Genomic DNA, 17,184 nt, shown 5'->3' with positions numbered 1-17,184 from the left:
CAACTTCAATAACTGAAATCGTACACTGCTTGACTTTGGAAGTCAATTAATCTAAGTTTTAATTACAACATGGAAGTAGGTGATAAAATGTCTAGACAACATGCAGTAACCACAGCGGAATTGATTTATCAAGCCGGGCAGCTAGAAAGTAAAATAATTCAACGAATGCTATCTGATATTGGAATTAGAATGGATCATGCACGTTTATTGCACTATGTGGGGGATATACCTGGTACCAATCAAGCAAATTTGGCCGAATATTTGAATATACAACCAGCTACACTGACTAATATGATAAAAAAGCTTGAAAAGCAAAATTTTATTATCAGACGTGTCGATCCAGATAATCCACATATGAAACAGATTTTTTTATTACCAGAAGGTGAAAGTGCCGCACGTAAAATCAATAGTATTTTTAACCAATTGAATAATATCGTTGCATCTGTGCATTTGGAAAACCCTGATCTTCTTCAGCAACTCATTAATCTTTTGGAGGATAAGTATAGAGAACAAAATTGAATAGTGTGCGGATAATGGTGCACTAGTATATAGATTTATGATTTAGGTATACTTTCATATGAGTTGATTGAGTAAGCTTTAATCCAATAAAAAAGTTGAGAACATAAACTGTTCTCAACTTTTTTTATTGGATTTTATATTGTAAACAAACGAGATTAGAAGCTCCCTTACTGGTAAATTTCTCATCTAGATTCATTTGCCAAAGGTTGTCGTTAATTTTAATGTGATTTTTCTTGATGTACTCATCTAATATCTGTAATGAAATACAAATATTCTTAGTATCATTGGTTGTGTTGATTGAGATATAATTTCCCGCCGGTTTCTCGATAATAGGCAGGTCTCCAGTATCAGTACGAGCAGAAACTTCTTTCAAAATACAAAATGATGCAGTGTGATAAAGATTTGCATTACTGTTAGGTAATTGAGTAAGAAATCCAGAGTCTTGTTTATTTACCAGCTTGATCTTGCCTAGTTGCTCATAAAAGTCAGCGTAAATTTCGGCTATTTCTTCTTCTGTACATGATACTGACTGCTTAGATCGACAAAATTGTGCACTCTTACATTTGTCAGTGAACGGACGATTTTTGATGATAGGTTCATCATTATCAGTTTGATTAAATCTTGTATTCAAGGTTTCCTTTAGGATGGTTAGATTATCTAATTGATTATTGATCTGAGCCATTATATCTTTCAAATTATCATTTAAGGAGTCACTATCTGAGCGATCCTGTAATGATTTGATTTCAGAGATTGATAAGCCCAAACGTCGTAATTCCAAAATGAATGTGAGGTCATATAGTTGATCGTAATCATAATATCGATAGCCGTTGTCCATGATTTTTTTTGGCATAAATAAACTTTTTTCGTCATAAAAATTTAGCGTACGCTTAGTGGTACCGGCTAAATCAGCAAACTTTTGAATTGTTAACATGAAATTTCTCCAATCTATACTTGACTGTAACGTTACGTTACACTCTATACTGAATTTATTGATCGAGCAACAAATAAAGATTGGAGAATATAAATATGAGAGCAGTTGTTATTGATAAACCTGGAGATTCTAGTGTTATGAAGATTGTTGAGAGACCGATTCCTGATGCTACTAAACATCAATCCGTCATGCGGATTCATGCATTTGGTGTTCACCGTTATGAGGTATTGACACGTGAGGGTGGTTCACCTTCTGTCAAGTTCCCACGTGTAATTGGCGTTGAAGCTGTTGGTGAAATAGCACAAGTATCTGAGGATAGTAAATTAAAAGTTGGCCAAAAGGTTATCACTATGATGGGTGGATTTGGTCGAGAAGTCGACGGGAGTTATCAAGAATATGCACTTGTAGATGATAAGAATTTATATCCAGTTAAATTTGATGGTGATTGGGTAACTTTGGCTGAATATCCTGAAAACTTCTATACAGCATTTGGTACTCTTAAGTCACTTAATCTGAAAAAAGGACAGTCACTATTGGTTCGTGGTGGAACTACCGCCGTTGGATTGGCAGCAATTCAATTGGCAAAAGTCATGGGCTTGAAAGTCACTGCTACAACAAGACGTGAGAATATGCTTCAGCCATTACTTGATAATGGTGCAGATGATTCAATCATTGATGCTGATAACAAATTACAGACAGAGAAAACTTATGATGGCATTATCGACATGGTTGGAACTGTCAGTTTGACTAATTCAATTGCACATCTTAGTGATAATGGAACGGTTTCTCTAATTGGCTTATTGGCGGGTGAATGGATCGTAAAGAATTTTAATCCATTTACTTTGGCAGGTAAGTATCTAACATGTTTTGATTCAACTGATGTTCGTCAAGATTGGGTAGATGAAATGTTCGAAATGATTTCTCAAAATGATTTAAAAATCCCAATTCCACGAGTATTCAAACTCAATGAAATTGGGAAGGCACATGACTATGTAATGGAGAGTCGTGATATGGGCCAAGTCATCGTTGATAATGACTAGTATTTAATTATTTGATTTTTTAGACTTTTCTTTGACCAGAATTGTTTCAATCAAATCCTGTAAGGTGGTGTCATTGAGTTTTCGTTGTGCTGCGATTTTAGCTTCCTCGTAGTAATCGCCAAGAACTCCTTGAATATTTCCACCAACGATACATTCAGGGTTTGTTTTTTTGTCCAATTCAAATAATGGTTTATTACCTTCGGTTGCAAAATAAATATCCAGTAAGGTAATTTCTTTTGGATTACGGGCTAACTTTGGTTCGGCTGATCCTTGTTTAGTCGCTATTAAGCCGGCTTCTCGAAGTACCCCCATCAATCGTCTAATAACAACAGGGGATGTTTCAACACTGCTGGCAATGACTTCACTGGAGAGCCTAATATCTTTATATATTTCAATGAACGCCAAGATATGAATGGAATCACTGAAACGAGTCGACACACGCATCAACTCACCTCCCAACAATTGTAACTTTATTAATTACAATAAATAATAAATTAAGATATTTGTTTAGTCAACTTATAGCACTTCATATCTCAGTGTATGTGCATATCAATTGACAACAAGTATTCAGAATTATATCATATTTGTAACTTATTGAGTTACAGAAATTGTTTTTCAAAAGGGTGTCTATATGATTGAATTTAAGAACGTTTACAAGAAGTATGAACATAATGATAATACGGCTATTAATGACCTAAATCTTCAAATTAAAGATGGAGATTTTTTTGTGTTGGTTGGTCCCAGTGGTAGCGGTAAAACTACCACATTAAAAATGATTAATCGATTAATCAAGCAGACTTCAGGTAATATAACCATCGATGGTAAGAAGATTGATGACTTTAACCTTCAAGAAATGCGTCTGCAAATGGGATATGTTTTACAAAATATTGCACTATTTCCAAACATGACTATTGAAGATAATATTACAATTCAACCAGAATCACTCAAATGGTCAAAGGAACGTCGTCATCAAGTTGCTTTTGATTTATTGAAAAAAGTTGGACTTGATCCTGAAAAATATGCAAAGCGTTTGCCCCATGAACTATCAGGTGGTGAGCAGCAACGTGTTGGTATCGTTAGAGCGCTGGCTTCTAATCCCAAAATTGTGTTGATGGACGAACCCTTTAGTGCTTTGGATCCAATTTCACGTAATCAATTACAAGAGTTGGTTTTGAAGCTTCATCAGGAAATGAAAATGACTTTTATTTTTGTTACTCACGATATGAATGAGGCCTTGAGACTTGGGAATACCATTGCAATCATGCGTACTGGACATCTAGAACAGATCGGTAGTCGTGATGAAATCATAAATAACCCTAAGAATAACTTCGTTGATGGATTTTTCAAGAATCAGCATAATGACGACAAGAAGATAAAATTGATTATTGATAGTCAGGATTGTTCAGAGGTTGATAAGCAGGCTGCTGATCTGAATGAGGAAGATAACATTTCTGATTTGGCACGCTTATTAAAAGAAAAGGATTTTGTATTAGTTGAGAGTTCGGATGAAAGAATTTGGAAGCTGACTACTCAAAGTCTCTTAAATTATTTAGCAAGGGATGGTGAGTAGAATGTCAGGCATTATTCATATTTTTCGGACCCAAGGGAATGATATTCTTAATTCGGTCGGACAACATATTTCCATTTCATTAGTTTCATTGTTAATTGCAGCAGTCATTGCCATTCCTTTAGCAATAATTTTAATGAAGCACAAGCGTGCAGCTGAGTTTATTTTGAATGTAACTAGTGTGTTGCAGACCATTCCAAGTTTGGCATTACTAGGAATTTTGATTCCATTAGTCGGAATTGGTACATTGCCATCTATTATTGCGTTAGTTGTATATGCGGTTATGCCAATTTTTCAGAATACGTATTCTGGGTTGACCACGATTGATCCGGACTTGGAAGAAGCAGCTGAGGCGTTTGGACTTTCCCGTTCAAAGAAGTTGCTAAAAATTGAAATACCGTTAGCTATGCCAATGATAATTTCTGGATTACGTATAGCCATGGTTATGATAATTGGTACAGCTACATTAGCCGCCTTGATAGGTGCTGGGGGATTAGGAACGTACATTATTCTTGGTATTGAAACCAATAATAATTCACTGTTGATAGTTGGTGCAGTTCTTTCTGCTATTCTAGCCTTGATATTTAGTGCCTTGATTCGTGGTATTTCCAAACTGTCGTTAAGAAAAATTGGAATTATTTTTGCAGCGCTAGTTGTTTTAATTGGTGGAGTTGCTGGTTATCGTGCAGTGGTTCAACCAACAACTAATATAACTATCGCTGGTAAAATGGGAAGTGAACCAGAAATATTAATTAACATGTATAAGGATTTGATTGAACAGGATAATCCTCACATCAAGGTTACAACAAAGCCTAACTTTGGTGGAACTTCCTTCCTATATAAAGCTTTGAAATCTGGTTCTGTTGATATATATCCAGAATTCACTGGAACTGTCTTGGAATCATTAGTCAAAACCAAGAAGAGTGCCAGCCATAATCCTGAAGCAACGTACCAGTTGGCAAAGTCATTATTGAAGTCACAGGAGAATCTAGAATACTTGAAACCAATGAAGTATGAGAATGGCTATGCCTTGGTAGTTAAGAAGAGTTTCGCCAAAAGATATAACTTGAAGACCGTGTCTGATTTGGTTAGGGTTGAAGATAAAATAAATGCTGGATTTGATCCAGACTTTTATCAACTAGGTGATGGCTATCCCGGAATCAGTAAAGCCTACAATTTGAAGTTTGGTAAAATACAAACTATGGAATCGTCGATCCGTTATAAAGCAATTGCAAACGGTAAGATTAACTTGGTGGACGGATATACGACGGACCCACAGATTCAGGAGTACAAGTTGGTAGCGTTGAAAGATGACAAGAGTTTCTTCCCACCATATCAAGGTGCACCTTTGGTATCTGAGAAGTTATTGACCAAGTATCCTGGAATTCGTAAGACTTTGGATAAGTTGGCTGGCAAGATCAGCGTGACTGATATGCAAAAGATGAATTATCGAGTATCTGTTAAGCATGAAAAAGCTGCTAAGGTTGCACATGAGTACTTGGTAGAACATGGTTTATTAGACAAATAATTTAAAATACGCTCAATGCTGTAATTTAACTATGGAATTAATTAAACTTGCAGTGTAAACACGTAACAAAACGTAATTTCTCCCATTTAACAACAAACACCCCCGCATTTACTATGTAAATATGGGGGTGTTTTAGGTTATATTCAGAAGTTAAACGTGTTTTGCAACGCTTTTTTGGTACTTATTCTACATTTTTACTGGTGTCATCCAATTATCGACATCACCGCTTAATTGTGGGAATGGAATGATACCACTACGCAAGTAGAAGTCTATCATTCCTTGCGGAAGTCCCCAATCATCAATTTTATCAACTGGCAACTCAGTAATGATTTTGTCTTCTTGATTGTTTTCGACTTTGATTAACCAATCGGGATCCACCAAAGCTTCACGTGCCAATAATACGAAATCGGCGTAGTTATTGTTGATGCAATCTCTAGCTTCATCTGGTGTATGCACACTACCGCTGACGAAATGAGGTATACGTCCAGCAAGTTTTTCATTTATGAGCTTGTTAATAATTTTGGTCTGACTAGTGATCGATGTATCTTTGAATGATGATTCTCCGACCGAAATATCGATGAAGTCAATATCTTTGGTAATTAAAGTGTCAAGCCATTGAAGCGTATCTTTGATGGTAAAACCAATATTGCCACCATGAACTTCTTCAGCGTTTAGCTTGATTCCAATAATGAAATCAGGCTTTTTCATTTCTCTACGTGCAATATTGAATTGATCAATGACTGCTAATAAGAAGTTGAGACGTTTGTCAAATGTTCCACCCCAGCGATCAGTACGTCTATTTGAGTAAGAAGATAGAAACTGCTCTACCAAATCACTATTGCCACCATGCAATTCGACACCATCGAATCCGGCTTCAATCAGTCTCTTAGCAGCGTCGTGGTATTCTTTTAGAATATCAGTGATTTCTCCATCAGTTAATGCAACGGTATAGAAGTTATTCCATGGAAACTTACCATTGTCTGGTCCGGCTGATGGTGCAAAAGAATGGCCATATTTTTTGGCAACAAGCGGAGCGTCTCGTCCAGGAGAGACTAATTGTACTAATGCTTTGTTACCTTGGGCTTTCATTGTATTGGCAACTTTTTTAAAACTTGCAAGGGTATCATCGTTATCAATCCTAGGTGTAGCCTGGAATACTCCTAATTCTGAAAAAGTTACGGCACCTGTAATCAATAGATTTCCGACGTGATTTAATCTTCCATATGATTTGATATCTTCGTCAGAAAAATTACCATCGGGGAGGCTGGACATTGTTTGCATTGGTGAGAGTCCAATACGATTCTTTAGTTCAACTCCGTTGGGCAGTGTTATTGATTGTTGTAAAACATCCATATAATATTCCCCCAGTTAATGAATTTGTTTAATCACTTCCATTATAGTCTGAAACCGCTTAAACATAACATGATATTTAAAATAAAAAGTAATTATTTGATTTTTTAAAATTATTTAGTAATTAAAATGTAATCGGAATCTTCATAATTAATTCAAATATGATTATTACAATTTAAATGTAATGTAAATTTTTACTGATTTAACCGAGAGGGTGTAAAAAGTCGTTAGATTACGAGGATTGACTAAAGTAAGGAAAATATCACGTAGTGGTGTATTTCTTACTTGTAGCAAACGCAGTAATCTGACTCTTGCAACCCGTTTACGGAGAGGGAGTTTTGGTTATGAATTTCAAGAAATACGCAATACTGTCAATGGGATTGTGGGTTCTGGGGTTCGGAGTATACGAGTCTCAACCTGCGATTGCACACGCAGATGAACAAACTACGACAAGCAAACAAGTAAAAACTACATTATCTGGTGGTACTAATGTTTATTGGTATGATGGTTCCGCTAAATTACCAATCGTTGTCGGCGATAGTGCTAGCAATAAAGTCGTAGCGCATTTTACTGATGGACAATCTGATATTGGTGAAAAGGACGTTACAATAACGGTTGATCCAGCAAAAAACACTAGCTATAACTTTGGCAATGCTGTTGATGCCGATGGATTAATATATTTACAAGGTAAAGTTATAGTTGGGGATGTCAAAGTTAAGTATGTTGACACTGACGGTAACGAAATTGCGGCAAGTACTGAAGCAACTCATTCTGATGATCCAGCATCAAGTAATTACTTGAACTACACCACTAAACAATTGGATATCAATGGCTATACTTTTGTCAAAATGGATGAAACTAGTCTTCCTGCGAATGGGACTTTGAGTGGAATTGGTGGAACGGTTATCTATGTTTATAAGGCTAATAAAGCTGAAAGTGAGTCCGGTAACAGTAATCCGAATAATTCTGAGAGTGTGACTAATGCCGCAAGCTCAGAGGTGACAATCGCTGAATCGTCTGGTACTTCAAAGACTGCTGGTTCTAATGTTCAAGAATCTGTGAGTGATTCTGATGATTCAAGTGATAGTAATCAAATAAATGACTCGACAAGTCTGTTGAATACTGATGCCTCTAATTCAGGAACTCAACAAACACAACAGAGTGGATTGTTACCATCAACATCTACAACTAGTAGTCCTAACACTGCCACAACTGTCTCAAAATCTGCTGTTAATAATCCAAGTCAAACAACAGGTTTGACGGCAGAGGATCAAGGAGTTTTACCGCAGACTGGTTCAGGCAGGTTAAACTTTTATATAACAATAGCTAGTTTTTCACTAGTTTCTTTAATGGGATTAGTTGGAATTTTTATAATTAAACATTAGTAGTTCTATTTTTGTTATTGTGTGGCAGATTTTCACAGTTTATATAATTTTAATTATTACCTAATCCATGGGTGTACAATTACTTTAATAAAGGAAGTAATTGCCATGAATAAAAAAGTGATTATGTTATGTTGTGCTGGAGGGATGTCGACCAGTTTATTGGTTACCAAGATGCAAAAAGCAGCGACTAAGGATGGAATTGAAGTTGAAATTTTTGCTACTGGTGCTGCTTCAGCCGAATACGATGTTTCACAGAGGCATCCTGATGTAATTATGGTTGGACCACAAATTAGATTCCTAGAAAAAGAATTCAAAGAAAAGTTTTCAATGCCTGTCGAAGTTATCGGTATGCACGATTACGGAACAATGAATGGCGAAAAGGTTCTTAAAAGATCATTGGAATTAATATCTGATGAAGCAACAAAATAATCCATTGATGAGGTTTTTAACTTCGTCAATGGATTATTTTGATTGAAATACATTATACCTGCCACTTATTATCGAAAGATAGTGACGGGTATACTGATTAAGTGATAACATTAATTGAATCAATTAATTGCCAGTTCAAAAGGGGGATTTGAATCATGACGCAATCAAAAACCAGTGTAATTGCTGTGACAATCGCAATTTATATTGCGACCTTTTTTAGTTCTGTAGAGGGAACTTTATTATCAACCGCCTTACCGACAATTGTTAGTGATTTACAGGGAGTATCATTGATGAGTTGGGTATTCTCGGCCTTTTTATTGGTTACTGCAATGTTTACTCCTATAATTGGTAGGTTAACGGATTTAATTGGCAGAAAACCAGTTATTCAATCGGGCTTAGCCATATATATCATTGCTTTAATAATGAGTGGATTATCAAATTCAATATATGAATTAGTATTCTGGAGATCAGTTCAAGGTATTGGAGCTGCATCTTTGGCAGTGGCCACCATTACACTTGTCGCAGATCTGTATCCATATGAAGAGCGTCCCAAAGTTTTGGGGTTAAATAACTTGATTTGGGCGGTTGCAACTCTATCTGGTCCGTTAATTGGCGGAATTGTTGTGAATGAATTTAGCTGGCACTGGATATTTTTTGTTAGTATACCGTTTCGTTTACTGATGATGGTAATTATCCAAGTGTTCTTGCATGAGCCAAAGAAACGCCACAAAGTGGATCTCGATCTTTTAGGGAGCTTTTGGTTAATGATCAGTGTATTATTCTTGATGCTGAGTTTTCAATATTTAGGACGTAGAGGTGTTGATTGGATCGGTGTGTTGATATTTTGGATAATCAGTGCTGTAACTTTATGGATTTTTGTTAGACATGAAAAACGTGTTAAGGAGCCGGTAGTTCCGCTTAAACTATTTAAGAACAAGCCTTTCATGAGGCAAAATATTATTTCAGCACTAGTTAACGGATATTTAGCGGTAATTACAGTGTATATTCCTATCTGGGTCCAGGGTATTTTGGGTACACCTGTATCGATTGCGGGATATGCAGTAACTCCCAATTCAATTTTTTGGGTAGTTGGTTCATTTGTAACTAGCTATTTATTAGCTAGATGGACACCACGTCGTATTCTAAGATTTGGTTTATCATTTATTTTGTTAGCTGGGCTTTTGTTGGTATTTATCCCGATGACTACTGGGTTTGGTTGGTTTATGGTTATAACTTCAATTAGTGGCTTTGGAATTGGTATCGCAATGGTAACTACTACAGTCGAAGCTCAGCACTTGGTTTCAAAAGAAGACGTCGGATTGGCAACGGGATTCAACACGTTATCTCATACTCTGGGTCAAACAGTGTTGGTTTCAGTTTTTGGAATATTGATGAATGTTGGTATAAATAACGGTATTGATACTCATCCTGGAACTAATCTTAAGCTCGTGAATGAGGTTATAAATCCAAAGAACGTCATAGCTTTGCCCAAGAATATTGTTCCAATGTTAAGGGAAGTATTATTTGTTGGACTTCATTGGATATATATATTCGGTGTGATAGTAATTATTCTAGCAATTATCATTAATCATTTTGGTGTTAAATCGAAAGTTAAAGAATAAGCAATCATGATATTCCATATCAATTGATTGCTTTTTTTGTGCTATGATGATCACTATTGATTAAGTAGAAGGAGTGATATATATCAAGAATTCATTACAAACTAGAATTATTGCGTTAGTTATTGGATTGGTATTGAATGCGTTTGGGAATGGATTGACCATTACTTCCAATATGGGAAGTGGAATCTGGACTGCTTCGGCAGTTAATTTGAATCACTGGTTAGGCGTCAATGTTGGTACAATGCTATTTGTTTATGGTGTACTCAACGCTACAACTAATTTAATTTTGATTAAAAAACTTGATATTAAGAGATTTGTTTCAGAAGTTTTATATATTACATTTTTCAGTTATTTTGTAGATGTATTTACTAATTTACTGACCAATATGGGTGTCCAACAATTGCCAATGTTAGTCAGAGCACTGTTGTCATTTGCCGGTGTAACATGTTTCTGCGTCGCAATTTCATTGTATCAACGTGCAAATATTGTTATGCATCCTAATGATGATACGACTAATATTTTGAGATTTATGTATTTAAAGGGTAATTCCACAGCCGCACAAATAATTGATTTTGTTCCACCAATTATTGTTGTTCTTATATCAGTAATTGCTACACATTCTATCTATGCGGTGAATGTCGGTACGTTATTTTCTATCCTATTAAATGGTGTGATCATTGCGGAAGCTGACAAAAGAATTTGGCCTAGTTTGAAACATAATTTTAAAGCAGATGGAATTGAGGAAGAAGAATAGTATGAAAGTAGAAGTTACAGTTCCAAAGGTAAATGAATACCATGATGTTGCTTACTCACAAATTAAAGAACACGATACTGTTAGAGAGATGCATATGTCATTGCTTGTTCCTAACACAGATGTTAAGAAGCCGGCAGTGATTTATTTTCCGGGTGGTGGATTCACATCAGCCAATTATCATAAGTTTATCCAAATGCGTACAGCAATCGCCCAACGGGGTATTGTTGTGGCGGCAGCAGAATATCGTGCGGTACCAGATGCCTTTCCCGCTATTTTGAACGATGGTAAGAATGCACTAGCCTATATCCGTGATAATGCTAAGAAGTACGGAGTTGATCCTGGTAGAATTGCTGTAATGGGTGATTCAGCCGGTGGATACTTGGCGCAATTTGTTGGAACTACTGCCGAAAAGAGTGAATATATGCCTGACACTGGTGTAGTCGCCAATACCACCGTATCCGCTGTTGTATCGTTATATGGTATTTCAGATTTGTTGACGATCGGTAAGAATCTGAATGCTGACTTCCACAAGTCAACAACTTCTACTGAGGCATTGTTGGTAAATGGTGTTTCATTTGGTGAGGATACGGCACACGCTATTACAGATGTTGAAGAGAATGCTAAGTTTGCTAGTCCAATTGATCATGTTAAAAAGGGTCTGGCGCCATTCTTATTGATGCACGGTGATTCTGATACCATCGTTTCACCATATCAAGCTGAGGAAATGGAAGCTCGTTTGAAGGAAAATGATGTTCCGGTTGATCGGGTAACTATCGAAGGTGCTGACCATGCGACCGTTGAATGGTATCAACCTCAAGTAATTAATTATGTTTGTGATTGGTTAGTTGATAAATTATTCTAGGAAAAAATAAGCGCCACTAGAAACCAATTGGTTTTTAGTGACGTTTTTTTGTTTGGTTGCTATTAAAAAGAGCATAAAAAAACAGCCAGGTGACCACACCTGACTGAATCCCGATACAAAGTAACTGAGATTGTCACTTATAAAAGCTGTATCAACTACTAGTATAACAATAAATGTAACTAATAGATAGAGTCAATTGACATAAATAAGCGATATTTTACTTGAATACTTTTTCGTGAAACAAATCAGTGAAAATCTGAGATCTATTTTGATAATCTAGGGCTAATTCTGATTTGTCGGTGTCCATTAATATTTTTGCCAATAAATAGTACATGTTTGCCAACATATAATGTGAATCATGATTTGATGCAAAATCAATACCTTGATTGAGCCATTTTATTGCTTTCAATTTATTATTAATCAGTAGATTAGCGTAGCCGGCCAAATAAAATAATGCCACTTGATTTGTTTCAAAAGTTGCCGAGTTAAATTGTTTGAAGGCTTTTTGAATATACATGTCGGAAAGATTGGGTTGTTGCTTGGTGGCATAAACAACAGCACTTGAAATTAAAACCAGTCGATCAAGTGTAGTCAAATTGGAATGTTCTGTTGGGTTTGTCATTGCAAGTTTTAAATTAACTTCTGCTTGATCCAGGTCATTATCTGATTGTAAGAAGGCGATGCCAAGATAATAATAGTATGCTTGTAGCTGATTATCAGATGCGATACTTTCTACGGTTGATTTCTTTAATAGAAATTCTTTCAATTCGAAGTATTCATGATTGTTGCACAGGTGAGTGACCGTATTGTTGAATATTTCAACTGAACTAATTTGATAATTATTGTTCAAACTCAACTGATTCATATCTATTTTTAATCTTTTACACAATAAAATTAGAATTTCTGAATTGGGGATGTATTTACCTTTTTCAATTGAAGATAGCATTGGTTGAGAACAGATATTATCAGATGCAGCTGACTGGGACATATGAAGTTCCAGTCTTCTATGCTTAAGAATGTCACCAAGATTATTCATCATATTTCTACTTTCTGTTTAAGTATTTTTATCATGCCACAGCAATTATTTTAATGAAAGTATTAAGGCCTATTTAAGAATTATTGTGAAAGCGTTATCATATATGTAGACATAGAAAGTACTATGTTGTAAGATTGCATACAAATCATAAGAAGATTGGCAGGTGAAGCCCATTGAAGCTAGAAGATTTGGAGGGGTTGAAGCTAATCCTTTCAAAATTGTACGAAACTCTGGACATGGCTTTGGACAGTAATAAAGCTGCTGGTAAAGCAATCGTAGATGTCTATAGAGAATTAGATGATTCCAATGATTTGAGTGGTAGGACACTTATTTCCTTAGAATCATACTTGGGGCGACTATCTTTGTTTGATGGCTTTGAGTTAACTGATGAGGGAAAGAACTTATATAAACAAATTGAAAATTTAGATCAGAAGTATACTACCAATATTTCGGTTAATAACGCATTTAATGGACAGTAAAAAATTGAGGAGCAGGTGTATATATTATGAAAATGACAGACAATACAGAAGCAAAGAAGATTTTATCAGAACTATATACGGACATTAATAATAACAAAGAAGTAGACAAGGACGACTACTCAAAGAACTTAGTATTGAGAACTTACAACTTACTTGATAAGAATTACTCATTCAGTTATCTATTTGGACGACTTAAGGATGACACTCAGATCACTAGAACATTGGGTGCCATCGAGAATGGTAAGGATTACGAAGAGAAGATTATGTACATGGCCAAAGGCGCCAATTACGCAATCTACTAACATTTGAATATATAACAAAACCACTGTGAGCAAGATTCACAGTGGTTTTATTTACAAATAGTACAAGTCAGAATACTTTAATTGTTATCTGCCTCTATCTTGGGTTAAATAGGGTCGTGAACTACAAATATTTGTTCACCATAGAGGTAAGATTATGAAAAAGAAATTATGGGGTGTATTAGTAACACTACTAGCTTTCTTATTCGTAGCCGGATGTGGAACACAGAAGAGTGCTTCTGCGAAAACGGCCAAGCCTGAAGAGCGCTTGCAGGCTACAAGTTATCAAGATCTATCTAAGCAAGAGAGAAAAGATGTTAAGTTTAAGTTCTATGCTGTCAAGGATTCGACTGGTTATGCAGTCTATATGAATGTAATGAACAAGACGGCTAAGAATATCAAGTTTAACTTGGCAGACTTTAAGATTTTGAATCCAGAAGATCCTAGTTTCAAAGCTGATTCCCGTCTCAAGAAAGAATGCACAATCGATATTGGCGATGATACCAGCATCGATAAGTTATTTGATCATATTTCTGCAGAAGACTTCGATAGTCAAAGTGCTTATTATTATATGAATAAGAAATATTGGTTAGGTAGCCTTAAAGATACAAGTGGATTAACTGAGCAGAAAGAAGACTCTGATCAAGCATCAACTTATGCGAATAATCCAGATGTTGATACTTCAACTGCCCAAGTCAATGTAGTTCCAGAAGGTAGTTCAACCAGTGCTGCATCAGCAAAACCAAGTACAGTAGTAAAATTGACGACATCTTCTAGTAGTACAAAAAATGTGATTACTAATTCAGCACAAGCAGTTGCTTTGTACAAACATGCAATGGCATTGGCTGGTCGTAATGATATTCAAGCAACTCCGGTAAATGGTGGATTTGCTATTTATAGTACTGAGAATCCGTCAATTGGCAATAATTTTATTGCATATGATGGCAACATCGATACTAATGGTGAAGTAACATCGTATTCACAAGCATCAAAACAGACTTACAATGATCAACCTGGAGATGGACAATTTAATCCAAGTAATTATTAAGACAAAACAAAACGGATATTCATTCGGATATCCGTTTTGTTTTGTCTTAAGAGTAGGTACTATCCAAAGTTTCAAATAAAGATTTACCTTGAATAATACAATTAATAATATGTTTTTCATCCACGATCGAAACATTTTTACGTTCTAAGAAACTCACAAATTTGGGCAGAAAATCATTCGAGGTAGAGTTCAAAGCAGATGCAGAATTCAAATCTAGTTTGAAATTGGCTGTTGATGTATTGACGTTTAGATAAAATTGATCAGGATTAATATCAAATGGCGATGTGCGTTTTCTGTTTATGTACAGAATCTCAATTTGTTTAATTTGTTGATATTTTATAGTGGTTGTTTGAGGATTGCCAGTGAATATTTCAATTAGTTTGTTTAAATCGTTAGTTGAATAACTTTTTGCAATTATTGAATTATTGGTAATTATCCAATAATCATCAACGGTGGCGGGTAACACAATAAATGGTCCAAGTAAAAATACTATGACAAAAATCCATAAAGGCTGATATCCGAATCCAGTGAATAATAGACTTATGAAGAGCCAAATGACCATAAAGGTTAAACACTTTTTCCAATTGAACTTTCTTCCAACTTGGAGTGGCTTTTTAAAAAATGGACTTCCTTGAACAAGTTGATCTATGGAAATATTATACATATCTGATAGTGAAATTAGATTATCAATTGATGGCACAGCTTTTCCGTTTTCCCATTTTGAAACGGCTTGGACTGAAACAAATAATGAATTTGCTATATCTTCTTGAGTTAAATGCTTTTTCATTCTTTGTATTCTTAATATGTCTTTTAATAACATATGGATCACTCCCTCGCTTGATTACATCAAGTATATATGTTGGGTGGATAAAATAGTATCAACTCATGGTTGAACGTGTAATATTAGGACGTTATAACGGCTAAGCATACATCCCGTACATCTTGATATACATTAATTGTTATCCCTGACAGTGGTGGTTAAATGTGGTCGTGGAGTATTATATTTATCCACCGAGAAGGAATTAATATGAAAACGAAGTATTGGGGTATTTTAACCGTACTTACATTCGTGGTAATTGCCGGTTGTGGTGAGCGAAAAAAATCCGTGACGCAAGCTACCAAGTCAGAAGATAAAACTGAAATTTATAATTATCAAAGTATTAATAAACCTGAGAAAAATAAGATTTTATTTGAATTTAAAACATCCGAAGATGCGTACAACGATTATTCAGTCGACATGTTAATTAAGAATAAATCCAAGCAAGATGCTAAGTTTTATCTATCCAAATTTATGATTTTGTTGCCAGATGATACAGATTTTCAGATCAATTCAAATCTTAAATCAACGATTATTGTTAAAGCTGGTGAGACTAAGAAAATTGATCATATTTTTACTCACTTATACCAGACTATTCTTGATGGTAACGGAGGCTATTACTATCTGAGCAAGAATTATCGTTTGGAAGGTCTAAAAGAATCTGTTTCGATGCAACATAATAGTGCCGGAGTCTCATCTAAATATAGAGTTAACAATCCTAAAGAAGCCATTGAATTCTATAAAGAGTCAATGGCATTTCCAAGTAGAAGTGATATTGAAGCCTCACCAGCAGAAGGTGGATTCAATATTTTTAGTAGTTCAGATCCGACTTTTGAAAGGAGTCTGATCACATATGATGGCAGTATTGTTCTCAGTTGAAGGCGTGTGTAATCTTATAGATTCGACTATGATGTATGTGGATAATACATCTAGTAAACCCATTTCGTTTGATGGAAATGTGATTTCTAACTGTGAAGTTATACCATCTGATACAAGTAAATATTAAAAAAACCATTGCATAATTTTTTGTGTACTTCTCCCTGTAAAGTGACAGATTAAATAAATAAAATTTTAGGCAACCATATTCCGCATTTCTTTGGCTCTAAGTCAAATCGTAAATGTATAATTTGAAGTAATCACTTGCTTCAAATTTGTTTTACTTAGAACTATCTATAATTGCAATTTTTGTAAGATTAGTTAAATTTAAAAAGATAAAGGTAATCAACTAATTCATTATTAATTTAGGCGGAGGCCGTTCAACACTATGGACTATAAAAGTCCACTGAATCCGAATAAATAGTTGGTTTTTGAAATTTAAATAAAATTCCCTCTAAAAAATTGACATGGGTGTTATTGTTTGAATATAAAGTTAATCGTGAATTGTAAAATTAATCCGAACACCTAATCAAAAAAAAATACCCATAGTAAATGTTTTACAATGGTAGTGACTAAACAGACCATGAAAGAAGACATTTACTATGAGCATATCTACTTTAACACAGTATCACCGTGGTGCCA

General features: G+C 35.2%; 19 protein-coding genes. 14 read left to right on the top strand and 5 right to left on the bottom strand.

The annotated features are described in order from the left end of the window. The first annotated feature begins 87 nt into the window (after nt 1-87). A complete protein-coding gene (locus EKM66_RS09860; protein WP_164505117.1) occupies nt 88-519 on the top strand; it encodes a MarR family winged helix-turn-helix transcriptional regulator in 432 nt (143 codons plus the stop codon). 124 nt (nt 520-643) lie between these two features. Here EKM66_RS09860 and EKM66_RS09855 read toward each other — a convergent pair whose 3' ends face one another. After that, a complete protein-coding gene (locus tag EKM66_RS09855) occupies nt 644-1,450 on the bottom strand; it encodes a MerR family transcriptional regulator (RefSeq protein WP_125764122.1) in 807 nt (268 codons plus the stop codon). Nucleotides 1,451-1,545: 95 nt separating this feature from the next. Between EKM66_RS09855 and EKM66_RS09850 the strand changes: the two genes are divergently transcribed. Next, nucleotides 1,546-2,490, top strand: a complete 945-nt coding sequence (locus tag EKM66_RS09850; protein ID WP_125764120.1) for a zinc-binding dehydrogenase — start codon at nt 1,546-1,548, stop codon at nt 2,488-2,490. A gap of 3 nt (nt 2,491-2,493) precedes the next feature. Here the strand turns inward: EKM66_RS09850 and EKM66_RS09845 are convergent, their stop codons facing one another. Then, nucleotides 2,494-2,934 (bottom strand): Rrf2 family transcriptional regulator, encoded by a 441-nt coding sequence (locus tag EKM66_RS09845; RefSeq protein WP_125764118.1) that lies wholly within the window; start codon nt 2,932-2,934, stop codon nt 2,494-2,496. A gap of 187 nt (nt 2,935-3,121) precedes the next feature. On the opposite strand from EKM66_RS09845, the gene EKM66_RS09840 reads away from it, so the two are divergent. After that, nucleotides 3,122-4,060 (top strand): ABC transporter ATP-binding protein, encoded by a 939-nt coding sequence (locus tag EKM66_RS09840; protein ID WP_125764116.1) that lies wholly within the window; start codon nt 3,122-3,124, stop codon nt 4,058-4,060. Between the two features lies 1 nt (nt 4,061). Beyond that, on the top strand, nt 4,062-5,585 hold the full coding sequence (locus EKM66_RS09835; RefSeq protein WP_125764114.1) for an ABC transporter permease/substrate-binding protein: 1,524 nt from the start codon (nt 4,062-4,064) through the stop codon (nt 5,583-5,585). Between the two features lie 186 nt (nt 5,586-5,771). Here the strand turns inward: EKM66_RS09835 and EKM66_RS09830 are convergent, their stop codons facing one another. Beyond that, nucleotides 5,772-6,938, bottom strand: coding sequence for an oxidoreductase (locus EKM66_RS09830; protein ID WP_125764112.1), 1,167 nt, complete (start codon nt 6,936-6,938; stop codon nt 5,772-5,774). 341 nt (nt 6,939-7,279) lie between these two features. Between EKM66_RS09830 and EKM66_RS09825 the strand changes: the two genes are divergently transcribed. The 5 genes from EKM66_RS09825 to EKM66_RS09805 all read left to right on the top strand — a co-directional run bounded on the left by EKM66_RS09825 (nt 7,280) and on the right by EKM66_RS09805 (nt 11,987). Further along, nucleotides 7,280-8,320, top strand: coding sequence for a MucBP domain-containing protein (locus EKM66_RS09825; RefSeq protein WP_125764110.1), 1,041 nt, complete (start codon nt 7,280-7,282; stop codon nt 8,318-8,320). 105 nt (nt 8,321-8,425) lie between these two features. Beyond that, nucleotides 8,426-8,749, top strand: coding sequence for a PTS sugar transporter subunit IIB (locus EKM66_RS09820; protein WP_125764108.1), 324 nt, complete (start codon nt 8,426-8,428; stop codon nt 8,747-8,749). 155 nt (nt 8,750-8,904) lie between these two features. After that, on the top strand, nt 8,905-10,371 hold the full coding sequence (locus tag EKM66_RS09815) for an MFS transporter (protein ID WP_125764106.1): 1,467 nt from the start codon (nt 8,905-8,907) through the stop codon (nt 10,369-10,371). A 172-nt stretch (nt 10,372-10,543) separates the two neighbouring features. Continuing rightward, nucleotides 10,544-11,125 (top strand): hypothetical protein, encoded by a 582-nt coding sequence (locus EKM66_RS09810; protein ID WP_191988043.1) that lies wholly within the window; start codon nt 10,544-10,546, stop codon nt 11,123-11,125. A gap of 1 nt (nt 11,126) precedes the next feature. Further along, nucleotides 11,127-11,987, top strand: coding sequence for an alpha/beta hydrolase (locus tag EKM66_RS09805; protein ID WP_164505116.1), 861 nt, complete (start codon nt 11,127-11,129; stop codon nt 11,985-11,987). 217 nt (nt 11,988-12,204) lie between these two features. Here the strand turns inward: EKM66_RS09805 and EKM66_RS09800 are convergent, their stop codons facing one another. Next, the gene (locus EKM66_RS09800) at nt 12,205-13,026 is read right to left on the bottom strand and encodes a helix-turn-helix transcriptional regulator (protein ID WP_125764102.1); all 822 of its coding nucleotides are present in this window, start codon (nt 13,024-13,026) and stop codon (nt 12,205-12,207) included. Nucleotides 13,027-13,196: 170 nt separating this feature from the next. On the opposite strand from EKM66_RS09800, the gene EKM66_RS09795 reads away from it, so the two are divergent. The 3 genes from EKM66_RS09795 (at nt 13,197) to EKM66_RS09785 (ending at nt 14,849) form a co-directional block, all read left to right on the top strand. After that, nucleotides 13,197-13,502: a hypothetical protein gene (locus EKM66_RS09795; RefSeq protein ID WP_125764101.1), complete on the top strand. Its 306-nt coding sequence runs from the start codon at nt 13,197-13,199 to the stop codon at nt 13,500-13,502. Between the two features lie 26 nt (nt 13,503-13,528). Next, nucleotides 13,529-13,804 carry a hypothetical protein gene (locus EKM66_RS09790; protein WP_125764099.1) on the top strand — a complete coding sequence of 92 codons (276 nt, stop codon included), beginning with the start codon at nt 13,529-13,531 and terminating at the stop codon, nt 13,802-13,804. Between the two features lie 154 nt (nt 13,805-13,958). Further along, nucleotides 13,959-14,849: a hypothetical protein gene (locus EKM66_RS09785; RefSeq protein ID WP_125764096.1), complete on the top strand. Its 891-nt coding sequence runs from the start codon at nt 13,959-13,961 to the stop codon at nt 14,847-14,849. A gap of 46 nt (nt 14,850-14,895) precedes the next feature. Here EKM66_RS09785 and EKM66_RS09780 read toward each other — a convergent pair whose 3' ends face one another. Continuing rightward, nucleotides 14,896-15,669, bottom strand: a complete 774-nt coding sequence (locus tag EKM66_RS09780) for a helix-turn-helix domain-containing protein (protein WP_125764094.1) — start codon at nt 15,667-15,669, stop codon at nt 14,896-14,898. 207 nt (nt 15,670-15,876) lie between these two features. Here EKM66_RS09780 and EKM66_RS09775 point away from each other — a divergent pair, with 207 nt between their 5' ends. Both EKM66_RS09775 and EKM66_RS12600 read left to right on the top strand, forming a co-directional pair. Continuing rightward, complete coding sequence (locus EKM66_RS09775; RefSeq protein WP_125764092.1) at nt 15,877-16,545, top strand: hypothetical protein; 669 nt, start codon at nt 15,877-15,879, stop codon at nt 16,543-16,545. Continuing rightward, nucleotides 16,520-16,672, top strand: coding sequence for a hypothetical protein (locus tag EKM66_RS12600; RefSeq protein WP_164505115.1), 153 nt, complete (start codon nt 16,520-16,522; stop codon nt 16,670-16,672). Before EKM66_RS09775 ends, EKM66_RS12600 begins: the two co-directional genes overlap by 26 nt. Nucleotides 16,673-17,184 lie beyond the last annotated feature (512 nt).

This window comes from Companilactobacillus hulinensis, from assembly GCF_003946555.1.
Classification (GTDB): Bacteria; Bacillota; Bacilli; order Lactobacillales; family Lactobacillaceae; genus Companilactobacillus; species Companilactobacillus hulinensis.
Note: the sequence above shows the minus strand (reverse complement) of the source record. Positions and strands in the feature narration are given on the sequence as shown.

Bases quoted from the DNA above. Each gene is read 5' to 3' on its own strand.
- EKM66_RS09810 (WP_191988043.1), top strand. From the start codon at position 10,544: ATGGGAAGTGGAATCTGGACTGCTTCGGCAGTTAATTTGAATCACTGG.
- EKM66_RS09815 (WP_125764106.1), top strand. From the start codon at position 8,905: ATGACGCAATCAAAAACCAGTGTAATTGCTGTGACAATCGCAATTTAT.
- EKM66_RS09805 (WP_164505116.1), top strand. From the start codon at position 11,127: ATGAAAGTAGAAGTTACAGTTCCAAAGGTAAATGAATACCATGATGTT.
- EKM66_RS09835 (WP_125764114.1), top strand. From the start codon at position 4,062: ATGTCAGGCATTATTCATATTTTTCGGACCCAAGGGAATGATATTCTT.
- EKM66_RS09825 (WP_125764110.1), top strand. From the start codon at position 7,280: ATGAATTTCAAGAAATACGCAATACTGTCAATGGGATTGTGGGTTCTG.
- EKM66_RS09775 (WP_125764092.1), top strand. From the start codon at position 15,877: ATGAAAACGAAGTATTGGGGTATTTTAACCGTACTTACATTCGTGGTA.
- EKM66_RS09860 (WP_164505117.1), top strand. From the start codon at position 88: ATGTCTAGACAACATGCAGTAACCACAGCGGAATTGATTTATCAAGCC.
- EKM66_RS09800 (WP_125764102.1), bottom strand. From the start codon at position 13,026: ATGATGAATAATCTTGGTGACATTCTTAAGCATAGAAGACTGGAACTT.
- EKM66_RS09830 (WP_125764112.1), bottom strand. From the start codon at position 6,938: ATGGATGTTTTACAACAATCAATAACACTGCCCAACGGAGTTGAACTA.
- EKM66_RS09840 (WP_125764116.1), top strand. From the start codon at position 3,122: ATGATTGAATTTAAGAACGTTTACAAGAAGTATGAACATAATGATAAT.
- EKM66_RS09855 (WP_125764122.1), bottom strand. From the start codon at position 1,450: ATGTTAACAATTCAAAAGTTTGCTGATTTAGCCGGTACCACTAAGCGT.
- EKM66_RS09785 (WP_125764096.1), top strand. From the start codon at position 13,959: ATGAAAAAGAAATTATGGGGTGTATTAGTAACACTACTAGCTTTCTTA.
- EKM66_RS12600 (WP_164505115.1), top strand. From the start codon at position 16,520: ATGATGGCAGTATTGTTCTCAGTTGAAGGCGTGTGTAATCTTATAGAT.
- EKM66_RS09780 (WP_125764094.1), bottom strand. From the start codon at position 15,669: ATGTTATTAAAAGACATATTAAGAATACAAAGAATGAAAAAGCATTTA.
- EKM66_RS09850 (WP_125764120.1), top strand. From the start codon at position 1,546: ATGAGAGCAGTTGTTATTGATAAACCTGGAGATTCTAGTGTTATGAAG.
- EKM66_RS09820 (WP_125764108.1), top strand. From the start codon at position 8,426: ATGAATAAAAAAGTGATTATGTTATGTTGTGCTGGAGGGATGTCGACC.
- EKM66_RS09845 (WP_125764118.1), bottom strand. From the start codon at position 2,934: ATGCGTGTGTCGACTCGTTTCAGTGATTCCATTCATATCTTGGCGTTC.
- EKM66_RS09790 (WP_125764099.1), top strand. From the start codon at position 13,529: ATGAAAATGACAGACAATACAGAAGCAAAGAAGATTTTATCAGAACTA.